Source organism: Asanoa iriomotensis (assembly GCF_016862515.1).
Taxonomy (GTDB): domain Bacteria; phylum Actinomycetota; class Actinomycetes; order Mycobacteriales; family Micromonosporaceae; genus Asanoa; species Asanoa iriomotensis.
In genome coordinates this window covers 1-16873 of the sequence record NZ_BONC01000071.1, presented here as the reverse complement: position 1 = coordinate 16873, position 16873 = coordinate 1, and the positions used below count along the sequence as shown (strand labels likewise).

The window sequence follows — 16873 nt, the reverse complement described above, 5'->3', positions numbered from 1 at the left end:
GGCATCCGCGGACTCGCTGTGCACCTCGCACTTCCAACCAAGCGCCGAAGCCGCGCGCGATCAACCGACCCGCCGACGCGGCCTAAGGCGTGTTTCACATGCCGGTTGATGGCACCCGCCCTGTTCAAGGACGATCACGACCGCGGCTCCTCGTGCGGTCCGTGTTCAGCGACGGCGTTGCATGACCGGTGCCGTATCCTTCGCGTCCGAATGGATCTACGTCGCCACGGGGGTTACATCATGCGACGCATCGCGGTCGTCATCGCCGTTCTTCTCCTGCTCGCGGGTTGCGGAAGCGGCGGCGGGCCGGCCGACCGCGCCCGCGCGGACGGCGCCGCCGCGGAGCGCGACCAGGGATCGGACGCGCGCGTCCGGGCCGCGGTCGAGACGATGGCGAAGACCAGCTTCTCCTACCACCACACGGCGCAGGGCGGTGGCATGGTTCTCGAGGGAGTGGTTCACCGGCCGTCCGCGGGCACCACGCTGCGAATGTCGTCCGACAGCGGGGCAGTCACCGAAGTCGTGTTCATCGGCGACCGCGCCTGGGGGCGGACGAACATCGACCGGAGCGGCCCCTCCGACGCCCCGCCACGCGATGAGCTGTCGCCGTGGAACGAGATCGCCGCCGATACGCTGGCCGAGCCGCCGTTCGTGCACCTCGGCGGCGCGCGGGCGCTCGTCGGCGCCGAGTTGTTCGCGACGGTCACCGGACTGCACGAGACCGCGCCGCGAACGTACGCGGGCACGATCGACATCTCCGCGGACCCCGACCTCAACCTGACCAACGGGTCTCTGGTGGCCGGCCTTGGCGAACTGGCCCGGGCCGTGCCCATGACCGTCACCCTCGACGACCGCGGCCGCATCACCACCGTCACCATCGACGTGCCGGGAAGCCCGACGAAGTCCACCTTTGCCGACTTCGACACCGTCGCCGCACCTGCGCCCCCGGTGGGCTGAGCCTCCCTGGGCCGCGATTGTCCATCATGCAGTGTGCGCAGTCGTAGCCCCTCAGCCGTGCGGATTACCTTCGCCTTGCGGGGCTTGCGCGCCGTGGCGGCTGCGCCCATCCTTGACCGGTGAACTCTGATGCGCTCGATACGCCGAAGTGGCGGAAGAGTGCACGCTGCGCGACGGGAGCATGCGTAGAGATAGCCTCGATGATCGACCTCAACCTCGTCCCCCTGATGTTGATCTCTGCCTCGGTCTCCGGGGCTTTTTCGGCACTCGGCTGCCGAACCCGAACGGCGAGCCTTCGGATCTGAGAGACAACCGGCACTGCGCGGGCGTGCTTAGCGCGCCGAGAGCGAGAAGTCCCGACCTGTCTCCCCGAAGAAGCGCCATCACGGCATCAACAGCGGCCCTGCTTGGCGTTCAATGACGCGCCCGGAGGACGTCCGAGATGCCGATCATCACGCCGACAGCCTTGTGCCGATTTGGCGGTTCCAAAGGACCTGCGCGGTTGAGACTGTCCGACCTGGGGCCCGAACCTATGGGTCTGGTCGTCCCCACGTCGCCGCTCGACGAGATTCCGGGGATCTCGACCTTCACCGACCCACAACGGAGCGGGCTGTCCGGCACCTACTGGGTGCTCGCGGCCGGGACAGCGCTCCCACCGGGACTTGACATACATGCCGACGGCCTCGACGTAGGCGGCCTGGCCCCACCAGGCCATCGTACGATCTATGCGGCCAGACCCATGAGTTGGGAGGAGTTCTACGAGGTTGACGGAGAACTCCAATGGCGATACGGCGGGAAGATCCCCCGCCGCCGGCCAGCAGTCGGCTGACCTGGCCTCCGCCGTGAGGGCAGCGGCGCAGGCTGCCGCAGAGCTGCACCGCAACCTCGATTCGTCGGGTGATGCCCTGCACGTCCTGACGACGGCGCTGCAGCACCCGTCGTCCCGCCGTACCGCGTTGATCGCGCTCTCCGTGTTGGAGACTGACGTCACCGCGGCGCTGGTCGCTCCGGTGGTCGAGGCGTCCCTGTCGCACCGGGACGCGTTGCTGGCCCGGCAGGTGATCGGGCGCATCCCGTACCGGGTCTACGAAGCTGCCGTTCCGGGCGTCGTCAACGACCTGCTCGCCGACGCCGACGATGACACGTACCGACGACTCGCCGAGCTGTTGGATCACCTCGGCCTCGATCCACAACTAGAACTGCTGTGCGAGCGAGCCGCGTCGAGCGACGACCCCGACATCCGCGAAGTGGCAGCGGACTTCGGCCCATACTGACCGAGAATCCACTGACTTATCGCCGGATGCGGTCCAGCAGGCTGGCGACCCGCGCGTCGGACCCGGCGGCCGGTTGGTGGACCAGGTGGTAGGTGACGGCCGGCAGGTCGGTGACCGGTCGGCCGACGAACCCGGGCGGGGCCGGCACGCAGCCGTTGACGACTGCCAGTCCCACGCCGAGGGCCACGAAGTGCGTGGTGAGTGGCCAGCCTTCGGCCTCCACTGCGACCGTCGCCGCCGACCTGGGTCCCGCACACCATGACGTGGGCGGCGGTGGAGGCGGCGATCAGGTGATGGTCAGCCCGGGCGGCGTCCCCATGCCGAGATCAGCGGCGCGAGGGTGAGGTCGAGCTCGCCGGCGTCGACGGCGGCCAGGTGCGCGTCGATCTCGGCGTCGTCGGCCAACCCCGCGGCGAGCAACTCGCCGCGGACCAGGCGCACCGTCGCGGCCTCCAGCCGGTCGCAGGCCACCCCGCCCACCGGGAAGTAGCCGGCCGCCGCGACATCGGCCAGGCCGGCCGCGCGCAACGCCCGCGGCAGCGTGCGGCCGTAGCGCAGGTCCGCGCCGCGGCGGGTCATCAGCTCCCGGACGGCGCGCCGCAGCCGGTTGGCACGCTGCTGCGCCGGGCCGACCTCGTCGAGGCAGGCCAGCGGCTGCAACTCGGTGTCGGCATCCTCGACCAACAGCCAACCGCCGGGCCGCAGCGCCGCCACCATCGTCGCCAACGCTTGGGCACGGTCAGGGACGTGCACGAGCACAAGCCGCGCGTGTACGAGGTCAAAGGTGCCCGGCTGCGGCGGCGGGTCCGCGACGATGTCGTGCCGGCGCACCTCGTACCCGCCGCTCGGGTCCAACCAGGTCGGGTTGATGTCGGTGGCCAGCACGTAACCGGTTGGTCCGACGGCGGTGGCGAGTGCCCCGGGAACGCTGGGGCCACCGGCACCGACCTCCCAGCAGCGCCAGCCCGGCCTCACTCCCAACCGATCGACGTGCCCGAGCGTGACACCGTCGAACAACTCGGCCAGCCAGGTGAACCGCTCGCCGGCCTCCACCCGGGCGTTGTCGAGCAGGTAACGCGCGACCGGTTGCGAAGAACTCATGCCCACATCCTGACGACGTGCCCCATGCCGCGACCCGCCGGTTTGGGGCTGATCAGGCCTGGGCCGCGGGTAGCCTGTAGATCTCTACGATAGGCCGCGCAACAGTGCTGACCAGCGGCAAGGGGCTCCTCATCGGATGGGGGTTGAACGTGCGGGAGCACGCCGAACGGCCAGCGCCCGGCTGGCTCTATCTCGTCCTGCGCGTGGTCGGTTCGGGTCTGTTGATTGCCACCGCGGCGATCCACCTCGACCTGTACGTGACCGGGTACCGGACGATCCCGACGATCGGGTGGCTGTTCCTGCTGCAGGTGATCGCGGCCTTCGTCCTCGGGCTCGCAGTGCTGATCATCCCCAGCCGGCTCGTCATCCCGAGCCGGTTGGCGGCCGCCGCGGGGGCCGGCTTCGCCCTCGCGACCCTCGGCGGCTACCTCCTGTCGGTGTGGATCGGGCTGTTCGGGTTCAAGGAGGTCCGCACGAGCGCCGGCATCGCCGCCGGGATCCTGGAGGTGGCTGCCTTCGTGGCACTGGCCGCGCTCGCGCTCGCTCCCGCGCCAGCCGGGGCTGCCGCGGTCCGCGAGACAACCGGCCCGGCCAGGTTCCTCGTCCAGATCCCGCCGAGCCTTGCCAGGGCGGGCAGAATCGCCGCCGCCGGCCTGACGGTCGCGGCGCTCGTGCTGTTCGGGCTGGCGCTGGCCGGGGCCGGCTCTCCGACACCCGCGGCCACCACCACCCTGGGGACCACGACGGTCGGCGGGACGACGGTACTGACCAACGCGAACGGCTTCACGGTCTACTCGTTCGCCCCCGACACCCCGACCACGTCGCAGTGCTACGGAACCTGCGCCGCGTACTGGCCCCCGGTGATCGGCACCACCGCGGCCGGCACGGGCCTGCCAGGTCAGGTCAGCACCATCAAGCGAACCGACGGCTCCGAGCAGCTCACCTACAACGGGCACCCGCTGTACACCTACGTCGGCGACTCGGCCGCCGGGCAGGCCAACGGCAACAACCTCAACCTGAACGGCGGACTCTGGCTGGTGGTCCCTTCCGGGTGAGCCTGCGCTAGTTGTACTGCCCAGGGGAGACACGACTCGTGGCTCGGACCCTGCCTTTCCGCGCATCGCGCGTTACGAACGTGCGGTCAGCGTGTACGCGTCTCCCAGATCGGCCGCCGGGGCTCGTCGTTGTGGACGATGACGTCGACGTGGTCGGTCGGGCGGACCCTGGCGAAATAGAACTCCTGCGAGGGGATGTAACGCTCCCGCCAGCGCCGTTCGATGGCGGACTGCGAGGACACCCCGTGCTCGCGGATCAGGGCGCGGTCGAGAGTCCGCTCGAGTGTCGTCGACACGAAGACGCGCAGCTCCCACCGGTCGATCAGCTCCGGGCGCATGAGGAAGACGCCGTCGAAGATCAGCACGGCGTCGGCGGCGGCCGTCGTGACCGGCGGCGACGACACGGCGTCGGAAGCGCGGTCGTAGACCGCGGCCTGGAAGCAAAGATCTCCGCCCGGGCCGAGCGGACCGAGCAGCACCCGGTTCAGCGCCTCGTAGTCGTGGGTGTCGAAGTAGCACCCTTCGGCCGAGTACTCGCCCCGCGGATAGCGCCGCGCCCGTGGGAACAGGAAATCGTCGATCGTCGCCCGGATGACCTCGCGACCCCGCGCGCGCAAGACCGCTGCCAACTCGTCGGCGAGCGTGGTCTTGCCCGCGGCGGGCGCTCCGTCGATGGCGACCCGCGTCGGGTGTCCGACCACGACGGACCCGACCGCCGAAGCCAGGCGGCCGACCAGCTCGTCCCGGGTGCCCGTCACGGCGGGGGCGGCGGGGGAGGCGCCGCCTTGTGTGGGGGAGGCGCCGCCTTGTGTGGGGGAGGCGCCGCCTTGTGCGGTGGTGGCGGCGGGATCGTGTCCACCGGCGGCGGGGCGGTCGGCCACACCAGCAGGACCGCGCACGGGGCGTGGTCGACCACGAACCGGGTCGGTGGGTTGAGGCTGCGTGGGCCCAGCCGCGTGACCGGGCCGTCGCGGGCCACCACCAGCAGGTCTGCCCCCTCCGCCGCGGTCACCACCTCGCGCTCCAGCCGGCCCTGCCGCCGCACCGGCGACGACGGCCGGTCGAGCCGCGCCGCGGCGGCCGCCAGGAGTTCCTCCTGCGCCCGGGCGGCGGCCGCACCCACGGCGGCGCCCGGGTCGGGACCGCGGGTGCCGCGACCCATCAAGCCGCCGAACGCGTCGGAGACGTCCTCGGCCAGCGCCGGGTCCGTGACGTGCAGCAGGGTGATCGTGGCGGACGGCGGCGCCACCTCGGCGGCGGCGTCGACGCACGCCTGCCAGGTGCCCTCAGCCAGCCAGACGACCACGTTCATAGCACTGTGGATAGTTTCAGAGCCACCCATAGCGCCACAACCGCCGCGAGCAGACACGCCGGTACGGTGGCCAGGCCGAGGCGCAGGAAGACCGCGCTCGCGGGTGGCTCGTCCCGGGCGTGCAGGATGCGGCGCCAGAGGAGGGTGGCCAGCGAACCCACGTACGTGAGGTTGGGTCCGACGTTCACCCCGATCAGGGCGGCCAGCACCAGCGCGGGCGTGTGCGCGACGACCGGCACCAGCACGAGCGTCGCGGGCACGTTGTTGACCAGGTTGGCCAGCAGCGCCGCGAGCCCGGCGACCGCGAGCAGACCGAGCAGGCTCGCACTGCCCGGGGTGAGCGCCGCGATCAGGTCGTCCAGGCCGTTGCGGCGCAGGGCCAGCACCACCACGCCGAGGGCGAAGACGAAGAAGCAGAACAGCGGGTTCGTGGACAGGGCGATGCCCAGGGCGGTGCGGCGGCGATCTGTCGCGCGTACCACCAAGGGAACCGCGAGGACGACGGCGCCGGCGGCGGCGACCACGGCCGGCGCCACCCCCATCGGCTCGGCCACGGCGAAGCCGGCCAGGGTCAGCGCCAGCACGACGAGCGCGAACCGCGGCGCCGGCGTCGGCTCGACGGGGGAGGGGCGCGCCGGCGTCGCCAGGTCGCCGGCGAAGAACCAGCGGAACACCGCGTACTCGACGGCGATCACGGCGACCCACGGCAGCGCCATCATGCCGGCGAAGCCGAGAAACGTCAGCCCGGTGGCACCGAACGCGAGCAGGTTGGTCAGGTTGGACACGGGCAGCAGCAGCGAGCCCGCGTTGGCCAGGTGGGTGCAGGCGTAGACCTGCGGCCGCGCCCGCACGCCGGCCGCCGCCGCGGTCGCGAACACCACCGGCGTGAGGAGCACGACGGTCGCGTCGAGGCTGAGCACCGCGGTCACGACGGCCGCGATGCCGAACACCACGGTCAGCAGCCGGGTCGGGCTGCCCCGCGCGGAGCGGGCCGCCAGACCGCCCGCGTACCCGAACACGCCCCACGCGTCGGCCAGGTGGGCCAGGGCGAGGATCGCGGCGAGGAAGCCGACCGTCGGGCCGAGCATGATCATCTCGTCGCGGGCCGCCGACCAGGGCACCAGGCCGCCGCCGATGGCGATCGCGGCGGCCGGCACGGCGGCGGCCGCCTCCGGCAGGCCGCGCGGTCGGACCACGGCGAACGCCAGCACGGCAGCCAGCAGCAGCACGGCCCACACGGTCGACACAGAGCGCCAGGGTACGGCCGGTGGGGTGCGTTTGCCCGGCGGCGGCGCGCCGGCAACTGGTCAACCGGCGATCAACCGGTCGCAACCCGGCACTCACCTAAGTCTTGATCATCAATGGGGTACGCGTTGCCCACCGGAAGGCGAAGCCTGCCATGCGTATCGATCGTCGCCAACTCCTCACCCTCGCCGGCGCCAGTGGCGTCGGCCTGGCCGCCACCGTCGCGGGCGTCAGCACCGCGCCTGCCATGGCGGACCCGAAGCACCAGCTCGACCCGTTCACCCTCGGCGTCGCGTCCGGCGACCCGCTGCCCGACGGCGTCGTGCTGTGGACCCGGCTCGCGCCGGAACCGCTGATCGCCGACGGCCTCGGCGGGATGAGCCAGCACGTCGTCCCGGTCACCTGGGAGGTCGCCGAGGACGCGCGGTTCCGCCACGTCGTCAAGCGCGGCGTCGAGCGGGCGACCCCGGAGCTGGGTCACGCGGTGCACGCCGAGGTGCACGGCCTGCGCGCCGACCGCGAGTACTTCTACCGGTTCCGCTCCGGCAATGCGGTCAGCCCGGTGGGGCGCACCCGGACCGCGCCGTCCACCCACGACCGGCCCCGCGAGCTGGCGTTCGCGTTCGTGTCCTGCTCCAACTACCCGACCGGGCACTTCACCGCCTACCGGCACCTGGCGGAGGAGGAGCTCGACCTGGTCCTGCACCTCGGCGACTACATCTACGAGGGTCCGGCGGCGGGCACGCTGGGCCGCGCGCACCTGCCGGCGGCGGAGATCTTCTCGCTGGCCGACTACCGGGTGCGGCACGCGCAGTACAAGACCGACGCCGACCTGCAGCTCGCGCACGCCCGGTTCCCGTGGGCGGTGACATGGGACGACCACGAGGTCGAGAACAACTACGCCGACGAGATCTCGGAGGACGCGGCCCAGGACCCGGAGTCGTTCCTGCGCCGCCGGGCGGCCGCGTACCAGGCGTACTACGAGCACATGCCGCTGCGCCGCTCGCAGGTGCCGCAGGGTCCGGACATGCGGATCTACCGCCGCCTGCGGTACGGCCGCCTGGCCGAGTTCAACATGCTGGACGGCCGCCAGTACCGCTCGGACCAGACGACGGACCCGGTCTCGTTGGACGACCCGAGCCGCTCGATGCTCGGCGCCGAGCAGGAGAAGTGGCTGATCGACGGCCTGAGCCACTCGGCCGGCACCTGGAACATCCTGGCCCAGCAGACCGTGATGGCCAAGGCGGACCGCGACCCGGGCCCGGGCGAGATCCTGCCGAACGACAACTGGAACGGCTACGAGCCGGCCCGCCAGCGCCTCTTCGACGGCGTCGCGCGGCGCCGGATCGAGAACATGGTGGTCGTCACCGGTGACGCCCACTGCAGCATGGTCGCGGACCTCAAGCAGAACTTCGACGACCCGTCATCGCGTACGGTCGGCGTCGAGTTCCTCGGCACGTCGGTCACGTCGGGCGGCGACGGCGCGCCGATGGACACCCGGGGCACGGAGTGGCTGGCCTCGAACCCGCACATGAAGTTCTACGACGCCCGCCGCGGCTACGTGCGGGTGACGGCGGACAGCCGCAAGCTGCGCACGGACTACCGCGCGGTGCCGGCCGTGACGACCCCGGACGCCCCGGTCTCGACGATCGCGAGCTTCGTGGTCGAGGAGGGCCGCCCGGGCGTGCACACCCAGTGACGCAGCGGGGGTGGGCCGTCGTGGCCCACCCCCGCCGTCGTCGCGAGGGGTTCAGATCATCCAGCGGTGGCGCTGCACGAAGGGCAGCCGGGCCCAGATCCGTCCGAGACCCCAGGTGTGGCCGGCGTAGCCGGCGGCCAGGACGACGAGGACGACCGCGTAGATCAGGTGGTAGTCGGTGATCGGGTTGGTGGAGCCCGACGGCTCGCCGGCCGCGGTGAACCGGTCGAGGGGGAACTCGGCGAGCCACATCATGGCCATGATCAGGGCACCCGACGCGGCGGCCACGCGCAGGCCGATGCCCGCGACGAGGGCGATGCCGACGGCGGCCATGCCGGCCATGAACAGGGTGTCGGCCCACCAGGTGCCCGCCATGGAGTGTGCGATCGACTGGAACGGTCCGACCTCGACGTGCGACAGGAAGCCCTTGGTGGGCGAACCGCCGTTGACCCAGGACCGCTCGACGGGGGTGGAGTAGCCGAGGCCGAAGGTCTTGTCGAGGAATGCCCACAGGAAGACGAATCCGGTGGCGATCCGCAGGACGGCCAGGGCGCGGGCGGCGGTGGTGGTGAGCATCGGACCGGGCGACGCGGCGTGTTCGAGCGCGGAAGCGGGGACCTTGGCTTGGTTGGTGGTCATCGTGGGCCTCCGGTGTGGACTCTGTTGTTGACATCCACACCATCGCCCCCGCGACACCGTCGCCGCCCGGGCCGGAACGCCCGAGCTGCGGAGGACCAAGGTCCCGTTGTCCGCCGGCATCATGACCTACGGCCCTGCCGCGGCGCCCACGTCGCGGGTTCCATGGAACGCATGGAACACACATCGGTCCTGTACCGCATCAAGCGTTGGATGTACCGCGACGGACGCCCGAACCGGCTCGCCCGCGCGCTGAACGATCTATCGATGCTCCAGTTCTCCAGTGGTGTGCTCGCACCGCGTCCCTGGGTGACGCTGGAGGTGGCGGGCCGGCGCAGCGGCCGGACCATCCGGGTGCCGGTCGTGGTGACCGAACTCGACGGGGTCAGGTATCTCGTGTCGATGCTCGGAGAACGCGCGAACTGGGTACGCAACGTGCGGGCCGCCGGCGGACTGGTCACCTTGAGACACGGTCGCCGCGAGCGGGTGCTGCTCGTCGAGGTCGACGTCGACGACCGCGCGCCGGTCCTGCGCCGCTACCTGCGGATCGCGCCCGGCGCCCGCCCACACTTCCCCGTCACCCGCGACGCTTCGCCGGCCGAGTTCGCGGCGATCGCGCCGAGCTTCCCGGTCTTCCGCGTGGCGGCCGCGGGCCCGGCGCAAGGGCGACAGGCTTGACGGCCGGCGCGGTCGAGCGCGCCGGCTCTCAGCCCCGCACCGTCGGTTCGGCCGGCGCGGTCGACGGCACCGGCTCCGGGATCACGACCACCGGGCAGGGCGCCCGCCGGATGACCTCCTCGCTGACGGAACCGAGCACGGTGTGCAGCAACCGGCCGTGGCCGTGACTGCCCAGCACCAGCAGGTCGGCGGTGCGCGCCGCGTCCGCCAGCACCTCCGCGGGCCGGCCCTCGACGATCTCGGCCGCCACAGGGTGGCCCGCACCGTGCCGGGCCCGCAGCGCGGCAAGCTCACGCTCGAGTATCCGCTCGGCATGCGCGTGGGTCTCGTCGGGCCGGATCGTCTGCGGGTGGAGCTCCACGTCGTCCCACCGCCACGCGACGACCGCCTGTACCGCACCACCGCGGTTCGCGGCCTCGGTCACGGCCCAGTCCAGCGCGCGCCGTCCGCCCTCGGAGCCGTCGACGCCGACCACGATCAGATAGTTGTCGGTCATCTCGTCCATCTCCCTCTCTTCGCAGTCTGTGCGTGAACGGCGCGCGCCGGACAGGCGCGAAGGACCCGCGCGCAGGGGCCGATGGTCCCGCGGCGCGGAGCGGGACCTCTGCTGGGCGCCGGCGGGCCGGTCGGCCCTGCCGGCGTGGCGGTGATCCGGCGTTTGCTACAGGGAGGGGCCACCCCGCCGTCGGGTCACGTGGCTCGAGGTGACGCTCGGGAAGGAGATACGCGATGGACAGGCCTGTCGTCGTCGGGGTCGACGGTTCGCTCGGAAGCATCGCCGCCGTCCACTACGCCGCCGCACTGGCCGGCCGCCGCGGCGCGCCGCTGCGGCTGGTGCACGGCTACCTGCACCCGCTCGGGTACGGCGCCCTCGGCGTGAGCCCGTACACACCGGCCCGACCCGACCCGCGTGTCGACGCGGCGAACATGCTTGCCCGGATCGCCGCGCAGGCGACGCGCGAACATCCGTTCCTAGACGTCGCGACCGAGCAGATCGCGGCCGGTGGCGGGCCCGCCCTGATCGAGTGTTCCCGGGGCGCGGAGGCGGTCGTGGTCGGTCACCGCGGCCTGAGCGCCCCGGCCGAGCTGGTGCTCGGCTCGGTCAGCAGCCAGGTCGCCGCACGTGCCAGCGGCCCGGTCGTGGTCGTCCGGCAGCCGGCCGGCGGCCGCCTCGACGGGCCGGTGGTGGTCGGCGTCGACGGTTCGACCGGGTGCGTCCCGGCGCTCGAGTTCGCGTTCGAGGAGGCGGCCCAGCGCGCGCTGCCACTGCTGGCCGTGCACGTCGCGGACGAGACCGACCGACCGGGCTGGGCGGCGGAGGAGCTGCTGGATGACGCGGTCGACCCGTGGGTGACCAAGTACCCGCTGGTGGACGTCCGCAGGCAGGTGCGTCCCGCGACGATGGTCGAACAGGCGCTGGTGGAGCTGTCCGCCGACGCGAGCCTGGTCGTCGTCGGCTCCCGGGGCCGCGGTGGTTTGTCCGGCCTGCTGCTGGGCTCGACCAGCCAGGCACTCGTGCACCACGGCCGATGCCCGGTCACGGTGGTCCATCCGCGCGCGACCCGTCGCGCCGGGGCATGACGGAGGACATCGTGCGCAGCATCGTCGTCGGCGCGGGTGGCGCGTCCGGCCCGCTCGCTCTGGCCTGGGCCCTCGCGGACGCCCGAGCCACGGGCGCGGACCTGGTGCTGTGCCACGCCCACCCACCCGTTCCGGCGCCGGCGGTCGACGCCGGCAGCGACTCCGCGCCGGCCGGGCTCCACGATCCCGCGCTCGCACGCCTGGTCGCCGACATCCGCGCTGGCCTCGGCGGGCACCGCGTGACGCTGCGGCTGGCGCCGGGGAACCCCGGGGACCTGATCCTGACCGAGGCCGGTCACGCCGACCTGGTCGTCGTCGGGCCGCCCGGACGGTCGGCGCCCGGCCGGCGGGAGACCACGCATCGGGTGGTCGCACACGCGACCGTCCCGGTCGTGGTGGCCCGCAGCCGCACCGGGGCCGCGCCGGGTCCGTTCGCCGGTCACGTGGTGGTCGGCGTCGACGGGTCGGCGCCGAGCCGCGCGGCGCTCGAGTTCGGTTTCCGGGAGGCCGCGCTGCACCACCGCCCCCTCGCCGCCGTCCATGTCACCGCCGACCGCCGCGAGGACTACTGGTTCGACGACGTGATGCTCTCCGCGCACTTCGCCGCAGAGCCGGCCGGCCTCGACCTGCTCGCCGGCGAGACGGAACGGCTGCACCACCAGCGGCCGGACGTCGCGGTGAAGCGGGCGGTGTTCGCGGGACGGCCCGCGGACGGCCTGCTGCGGGCCGGTGCCGGTGCCGCTCTGCTGTGCCTCGGCGACCGCGGCCGGTCGTGGCCGGCACGCGCACTGCTCGGCAGCGTCACCGACCGGGCCGTCGACTGCGCCGACGCCCCGGTCGCCGTCGTGCGTTGACGGGCGCGGGCGGGCGCGGGCGGGCGCGGCCCGGGATCACGGGTCCTCGTCCAACACGGCACCGCCGGCACCGCGCCGACCGCTGTCATCTCGGGCAACGCCGGCCGCATCCGCCTCACCGCCCGCACGCCGGACGAACCGGTAGTAGCCATCGTCGCCCTGCTCGACGACGTCGTCGGTGACGTACCAGCTCCCGGATCGCCCCTGGAACAGAGACGGGAGGTCGGACCGGATCGCCAGCAGGCCGGTGGATCCCGGCGGCGCCGGCTGGACCGCGCCGTCATGGCGGAGCGGCCCGTCGCCGGTCGACACGACCGCCACGTCGACGCCGGGCTCCGGCAGGCCGAGCGCGCCGGGTTCGATGTCGACCCCGCCGTAGTTCCCGATCGCGATCGTCCCGGCCTCCGCCTGTGACCACGTGTCGTGGGCGGGGACGCCGAGCAGGTCGGCCGACCAGCCGACGAGATCGGCGTCGAGGGGCGCCCCGGTCGACGCGACGTGCCGCAACGCCGACAGGTCGTACCACGGTGACTCGGCGTCGTGGGCGCGCAGATCGCGCAGGACCTGCGGCTCCGTGTAGCAGACCGTGACCCGCTGTTCCGCCAGCAGCGCGTAGCGATGGGCGGCCGAGGTGGCGCCGGAGGTGTCGACGATGACCGTGGCGCCGATGCTGAGGGGCGCGACCAAGCCGAACGCGGTCCCGGCGATCGTGCCGGGATCCGCGGTGCACCAGTACACGTCGCCGGGCCGCAGGTCCAGGGAGAACACCCCGGCCGCGTGCTGGGCGAGGACGGACGCGTGGCCGTGCACCGTGGCCTTGGGCGGACCGGTCGTGCCGCGGGTCAACACCAGCATGGCGGGGCGGTCGGGTGCCGTCGGTGGCACCGTGAACCCGAGGTCAGGCACCCCGAAGAGCGCCGCTTCGAGCGAGATGGTCCCAACGGCCGGCGGGGCGTCGCCGACCAGGAGGACATGCGTCAGGGCCGGCAGCTCGCCGCGGCGCGGGGCGATCCGTTCGTCGTAGAGCCCTCGGGTGGTGACCAGGACCGGTGCCGCCTGCCGGCGCAGGAGCGCGCACAGCGTCGCCCCGTCGAGCGACGGCCGGAGCGGGACGTGGACCCCACCGCGGCGCATGGTCCCCAGCGCGGCGACGAACAGCTCAGGGCAGGGTTCCAGCAGCGTGTGCACGGGTCCGCGGACGTCGGTGCCGAGCTTGGTGAGGAAGTTGGCGAAGGAGTCGGTGCGGCGCAGCAGGTCACCGTAGCTGATCTCCATCCGGCCACCCTGCCGGTCGACCACGTGCAGCGCGACCCGGTCGCGCGCCTCGCCGGCCGCGTGCCGATCGACCGCCTCGAACCCGATGTTGATGCCGCCCCGGTCGGGCAGGCCCGTCATCCAACGACGGGCGTACTCCCAGTCGAAGTCGTGCCGAACCCACCTGTACTCACTCAGGTTCGACGCCTTTCGCTGTGCCGCCGTCTTCCGCATCGAACGTCCCCTCAGCGGGCCGCGGGACCGCCGTGGCGCGGCGGCTCTCCGTCCAGCGTCCGTCGCTGCCCGCTCACCCGCCCGGGTCGATGGTCACCAGGCGCGCGGGCCCTTCGGCCCTGACGTGCCCGCGGGCGCCGGAAGCAGGATGGACCGCATGAAGGACACGGTCGCCGACCTGGAGACGCCGTTGACCGCCGACGAGCTCGCCCACCTCGACGCCTACTGGCGGGCGGCGAACTACCTGACAATCGGTCAGATCTACCTGCTGGACAATCCGTTGCTGCGGGAGCCGTTGCGCCCGGAGCACGTCAAGCCGCGCCTGCTGGGCCACTGGGGGACCAGTCCGGGGCTCAACCTGGTGTACGCGCACCTCTCGCGCGTGATCAACCAGCGGGATCTCGACCTGATCTACGTGACCGGACCCGGTCACGGCGGTCCGGCGATCGTCGCGAACACCTGGCTGGAAGGCACCTATTCCGAGCTGTATCCGTCGGTGAGCCGCGACGAGCCGGGCATGCGCCGGTTGTTCCGGCAGTTCTCGTTTCCCGGTGGCATCCCGAGTCACGTCGCGGCAGAGGTCCCGGGCTCGATCCACGAGGGTGGCGAGCTCGGCTACTCGTTGATGCACGCCTACGGGGCCGCGTTCGACAATCCGGATCTCGTCGTGGCGTGCGTCGTCGGTGACGGTGAGGCCGAGACGGGTCCGCTGGCGGCGAGTTGGCCGTCGAACGTCTTCCTCGACCCGGCCCGTGACGGTGCGGTGTTGCCCATCCTGCATCTCAACGGTTACAAGATCGCGAACCCGACGGTGTTGGCACGGATCCCTGCCGAGGACCTGCACAACCTCATGCGGGGGTACGGGTATCAGCCGTACGAGGTCGAGGGCGACGATCCCGAACGCGTGCATCAGGCGCTGGCCGGGGTGCTGGACAGGGCGTTCGACGACATCGACCGCATCCAGCGCCGGGCGCGGCGGGGCGAACGGGACCCGCGACCGCGCTGGCCGATGATCATCCTGCGTACGCCGAAGGGTTGGACCGGTCCGGCCGTGGTCGACGGACTGCCGGTCGAGGGGACCTTCCGGGCGCACCAGGTGCCGCTGGCCGGCGTCCGCGACAACCCCGCGCATCTGTCCATGTTGGAAGCGTGGCTACGTTCGTACCGGCCGGAGGAGCTCTTCGACGCCACCGGTGCCCCCGTGTCGGGCGTGTCGTCCGTCGCGCCGTCCGGCGAACGGCGGATGAGCGCGAACCCGCGGACCAACGGGGGAGCGGTGCTGCGCGACCTGGTCCTGCCCGACTTCCGCGACTACGCGGTCGAGGTGACCCGGCCGGGGTCGCCGCCCAGCGAGGCGACCCGGGTGCTGGGTGCGTTCGTCCGCGACGTGATCACGGCGAACCCGGACCGGTTCCGCCTGTTCGGCCCGGACGAGGTCGCCTCCAACCGGCTCGGCGCGGCGTTCGAGGTGACCGACCGCGCCTTCGACGCGGAGATCCGGGCGGGGGACGACCATCTCGCCCCCGACGGGCGGGTCATGGAGGTGCTCTCCGAGCACCTGTGCCAGGGCTGGCTGGAGGGCTATCTGCTGACCGGTCGGCATGGTCTGTTCACGAGCTACGAGGCGTTCATCCACGTCGTCGACTCGATGGTCAACCAGCACGCCAAGTGGCTCAAGGTGACCCGCGGCATCCCGTGGCGGCGGCCGCTCGCGTCGCTGAACTATCTGCTGTCCAGCCACGTGTGGCGACAGGACCACAACGGCTTCTCGCACCAGGATCCGGGTTTCATCGACCATGTCGTCAACAAGAAGGCCGAGGTCGTACGCGTCTACCTGCCGCCGGACGCCAACACACTGCTGTCCACGATGGACCACTGTCTGCGCAGCCGGCACTACGTCAACGTCGTGGTCGCCGCCAAGCAACCCGCGCCGACCTGGCTCACGATGGACGAGGCGGTCCTACACTGCCGGCGCGGTCTGGGCATCTGGGACTGGGCGAGCACGGCGGGCGACGTGGAACCGGACGTGGTGCTGGCCTGCGCCGGCGACGTACCTACTCTGGAGACCCTCGCCGCCGCGGACCTGCTGCGCACCCACCTGCCGGACCTCAAGGTCCGGGTGGTCAACGTCGTCGACCTGATGCGCCTGCAGCCGGACAGCGAACATCCGCACGGCCTGCCGGACGCCCAGTTCGACGCCATCTTCACCACCGACAAGCCGGTCATCTTCGCGTTCCACGGCTATCCGACGCTGATCCACCGGCTGACCTATCGGCGCACCAACCACCACAACGTCCACGTCCGCGGATACAAGGAGGAGGGCACCACCACCACACCGTTCGACATGGTGATGCTCAACGACCTCGACCGCTTCCACCTCGTGATCGACGTAATCGACCGGGTGCCCGGCCTGAGCGCCCGCGCCGCGCAACTACGCCAGGACATGGCCGACGCGCGCCAACGCGCCCGCGACTACACCCGCACCCACGGCGACGACGACCCGGCCATCAGCGGTTGGCAATGGAGCCCGGAGGCACCAATCAACCCATGACCGGACCTCACGGGGTTCCTATCGCGACGCGTGAGGGGAGTCGTAGGCTCGTTCGTGTACGGGTCGAAGGAGTCCCCCCATGTCCGGAGCATCGAGCGGTGAGCCCGACAAAGCGGGCGGCCAGCGCGAAGTCGACGATAGTTCGCTGACGTTCCCCGACGCGTCCCGGCTGGAGCTCGACCAGCTCCTGTCGCAGCTGGTCGGCCGGGCCCAGGAGGTGATGGCCACCCAGGGACGCCTGCGCGGGCTGCTGCGTGCCAACCAGTTGATCATCGGTGGGCTGGAGCTCTCGGCGGTGCTCCGCCGGATCGTGGAGGCTGCCCGCGAGCTGGTCGGTGCGCGCTACGCGGCGCTCGGCGTGGTGTCGCCCGGTGGCGGGCTCGCCGAGTTCATCCACAGCGGCATGCCCGCCGACGCGGTGGAGGTGATCGGCCACCTGCCC

General features: G+C 72.1%; 16 protein-coding genes and 1 pseudogene. 9 read left to right on the top strand and 8 right to left on the bottom strand.

Translation table 11 applies throughout. The features are described from left to right. The first annotated feature begins 240 nt into the window (after nt 1–240). Nucleotides 241–957 (top strand): hypothetical protein, encoded by a 717-nt coding sequence (locus Air01nite_RS33610; protein ID WP_203707399.1) that lies wholly within the window; start codon nt 241–243, stop codon nt 955–957. Between the two features lie 842 nt (nt 958–1799). Continuing rightward, nucleotides 1800–2231 carry a hypothetical protein gene (locus Air01nite_RS33605; RefSeq protein WP_203707398.1) on the top strand — a complete coding sequence of 144 codons (432 nt, stop codon included), beginning with the start codon at nt 1800–1802 and terminating at the stop codon, nt 2229–2231. Nucleotides 2232–2247: 16 nt separating this feature from the next. On the opposite strand, the gene Air01nite_RS33600 is transcribed toward Air01nite_RS33605, so the two are convergent. Next, entirely contained in the window at nt 2248–2454 is a 207-nt protein-coding gene (locus tag Air01nite_RS33600; protein WP_203707397.1) for a hypothetical protein, read from the bottom strand. Nucleotides 2455–2528: 74 nt separating this feature from the next. After that, entirely contained in the window at nt 2529–3332 is an 804-nt protein-coding gene (locus Air01nite_RS33595) for a class I SAM-dependent methyltransferase (protein ID WP_239091149.1), read from the bottom strand. 149 nt (nt 3333–3481) lie between these two features. On the opposite strand from Air01nite_RS33595, the gene Air01nite_RS33590 reads away from it, so the two are divergent. Then, on the top strand, nt 3482–4387 hold the full coding sequence (locus tag Air01nite_RS33590; protein ID WP_203707396.1) for a COG4315 family predicted lipoprotein: 906 nt from the start codon (nt 3482–3484) through the stop codon (nt 4385–4387). Nucleotides 4388–4473: 86 nt separating this feature from the next. Here the strand turns inward: Air01nite_RS33590 and Air01nite_RS33585 are convergent, their stop codons facing one another. From Air01nite_RS33585 to Air01nite_RS33575, 3 genes are read right to left on the bottom strand one after another with little or no spacing between them, the layout of a single operon-like run. Then, complete coding sequence (locus Air01nite_RS33585; protein WP_203707395.1) at nt 4474–5145, bottom strand: cytidylate kinase family protein; 672 nt, start codon at nt 5143–5145, stop codon at nt 4474–4476. After that, on the bottom strand, nt 5142–5699 hold the full coding sequence (locus Air01nite_RS33580) for a universal stress protein (RefSeq protein WP_203707394.1): 558 nt from the start codon (nt 5697–5699) through the stop codon (nt 5142–5144). Before Air01nite_RS33580 ends, Air01nite_RS33585 begins: the two co-directional genes overlap by 4 nt. Then, entirely contained in the window at nt 5696–6946 is a 1251-nt protein-coding gene (locus tag Air01nite_RS33575) for an ArsB/NhaD family transporter (RefSeq protein WP_203707393.1), read from the bottom strand. The genes Air01nite_RS33580 and Air01nite_RS33575 overlap by 4 nt, the downstream gene beginning before the upstream one ends. Before the next feature lie 152 nt (nt 6947–7098). Between Air01nite_RS33575 and Air01nite_RS33570 the strand changes: the two genes are divergently transcribed. Next, the gene (locus Air01nite_RS33570; protein WP_203707392.1) at nt 7099–8643 is read left to right on the top strand and encodes an alkaline phosphatase D family protein; all 1545 of its coding nucleotides are present in this window, start codon (nt 7099–7101) and stop codon (nt 8641–8643) included. A 51-nt stretch (nt 8644–8694) separates the two neighbouring features. On the opposite strand, the gene Air01nite_RS33565 is transcribed toward Air01nite_RS33570, so the two are convergent. Further along, on the bottom strand, nt 8695–9282 hold the full coding sequence (locus Air01nite_RS33565) for a DoxX family membrane protein (RefSeq protein ID WP_203707391.1): 588 nt from the start codon (nt 9280–9282) through the stop codon (nt 8695–8697). 171 nt (nt 9283–9453) lie between these two features. Here Air01nite_RS33565 and Air01nite_RS33560 point away from each other — a divergent pair, with 171 nt between their 5' ends. Beyond that, on the top strand, nt 9454–9957 hold the full coding sequence (locus Air01nite_RS33560) for a nitroreductase/quinone reductase family protein (RefSeq protein ID WP_239091148.1): 504 nt from the start codon (nt 9454–9456) through the stop codon (nt 9955–9957). Nucleotides 9958–9985: 28 nt separating this feature from the next. On the opposite strand, the gene Air01nite_RS33555 is transcribed toward Air01nite_RS33560, so the two are convergent. Further along, the gene (locus Air01nite_RS33555; protein WP_203707390.1) at nt 9986–10462 is read right to left on the bottom strand and encodes a universal stress protein; all 477 of its coding nucleotides are present in this window, start codon (nt 10460–10462) and stop codon (nt 9986–9988) included. 224 nt (nt 10463–10686) lie between these two features. Between Air01nite_RS33555 and Air01nite_RS33550 the strand changes: the two genes are divergently transcribed. Together Air01nite_RS33550 and Air01nite_RS33545 are read left to right on the top strand one after the other, a co-directional pair. Continuing rightward, on the top strand, nt 10687–11538 hold the full coding sequence (locus Air01nite_RS33550) for a universal stress protein (protein ID WP_203707389.1): 852 nt from the start codon (nt 10687–10689) through the stop codon (nt 11536–11538). 11 nt (nt 11539–11549) lie between these two features. Then, a complete protein-coding gene (locus tag Air01nite_RS33545) occupies nt 11550–12392 on the top strand; it encodes a universal stress protein (protein ID WP_203707388.1) in 843 nt (280 codons plus the stop codon). 36 nt (nt 12393–12428) lie between these two features. Here Air01nite_RS33545 and Air01nite_RS33540 read toward each other — a convergent pair whose 3' ends face one another. Beyond that, complete coding sequence (locus Air01nite_RS33540; RefSeq protein ID WP_203707387.1) at nt 12429–13880, bottom strand: AMP-binding protein; 1452 nt, start codon at nt 13878–13880, stop codon at nt 12429–12431. Nucleotides 13881–14037: 157 nt separating this feature from the next. Between Air01nite_RS33540 and Air01nite_RS33535 the strand changes: the two genes are divergently transcribed. Continuing rightward, nucleotides 14038–16431: a phosphoketolase family protein gene (locus Air01nite_RS33535; RefSeq protein ID WP_203707386.1), complete on the top strand. Its 2394-nt coding sequence runs from the start codon at nt 14038–14040 to the stop codon at nt 16429–16431. Between the two features lie 79 nt (nt 16432–16510). After that, nucleotides 16511–16873: pseudogene (locus Air01nite_RS33530) on the top strand (hypothetical protein); the annotation flags it as partial.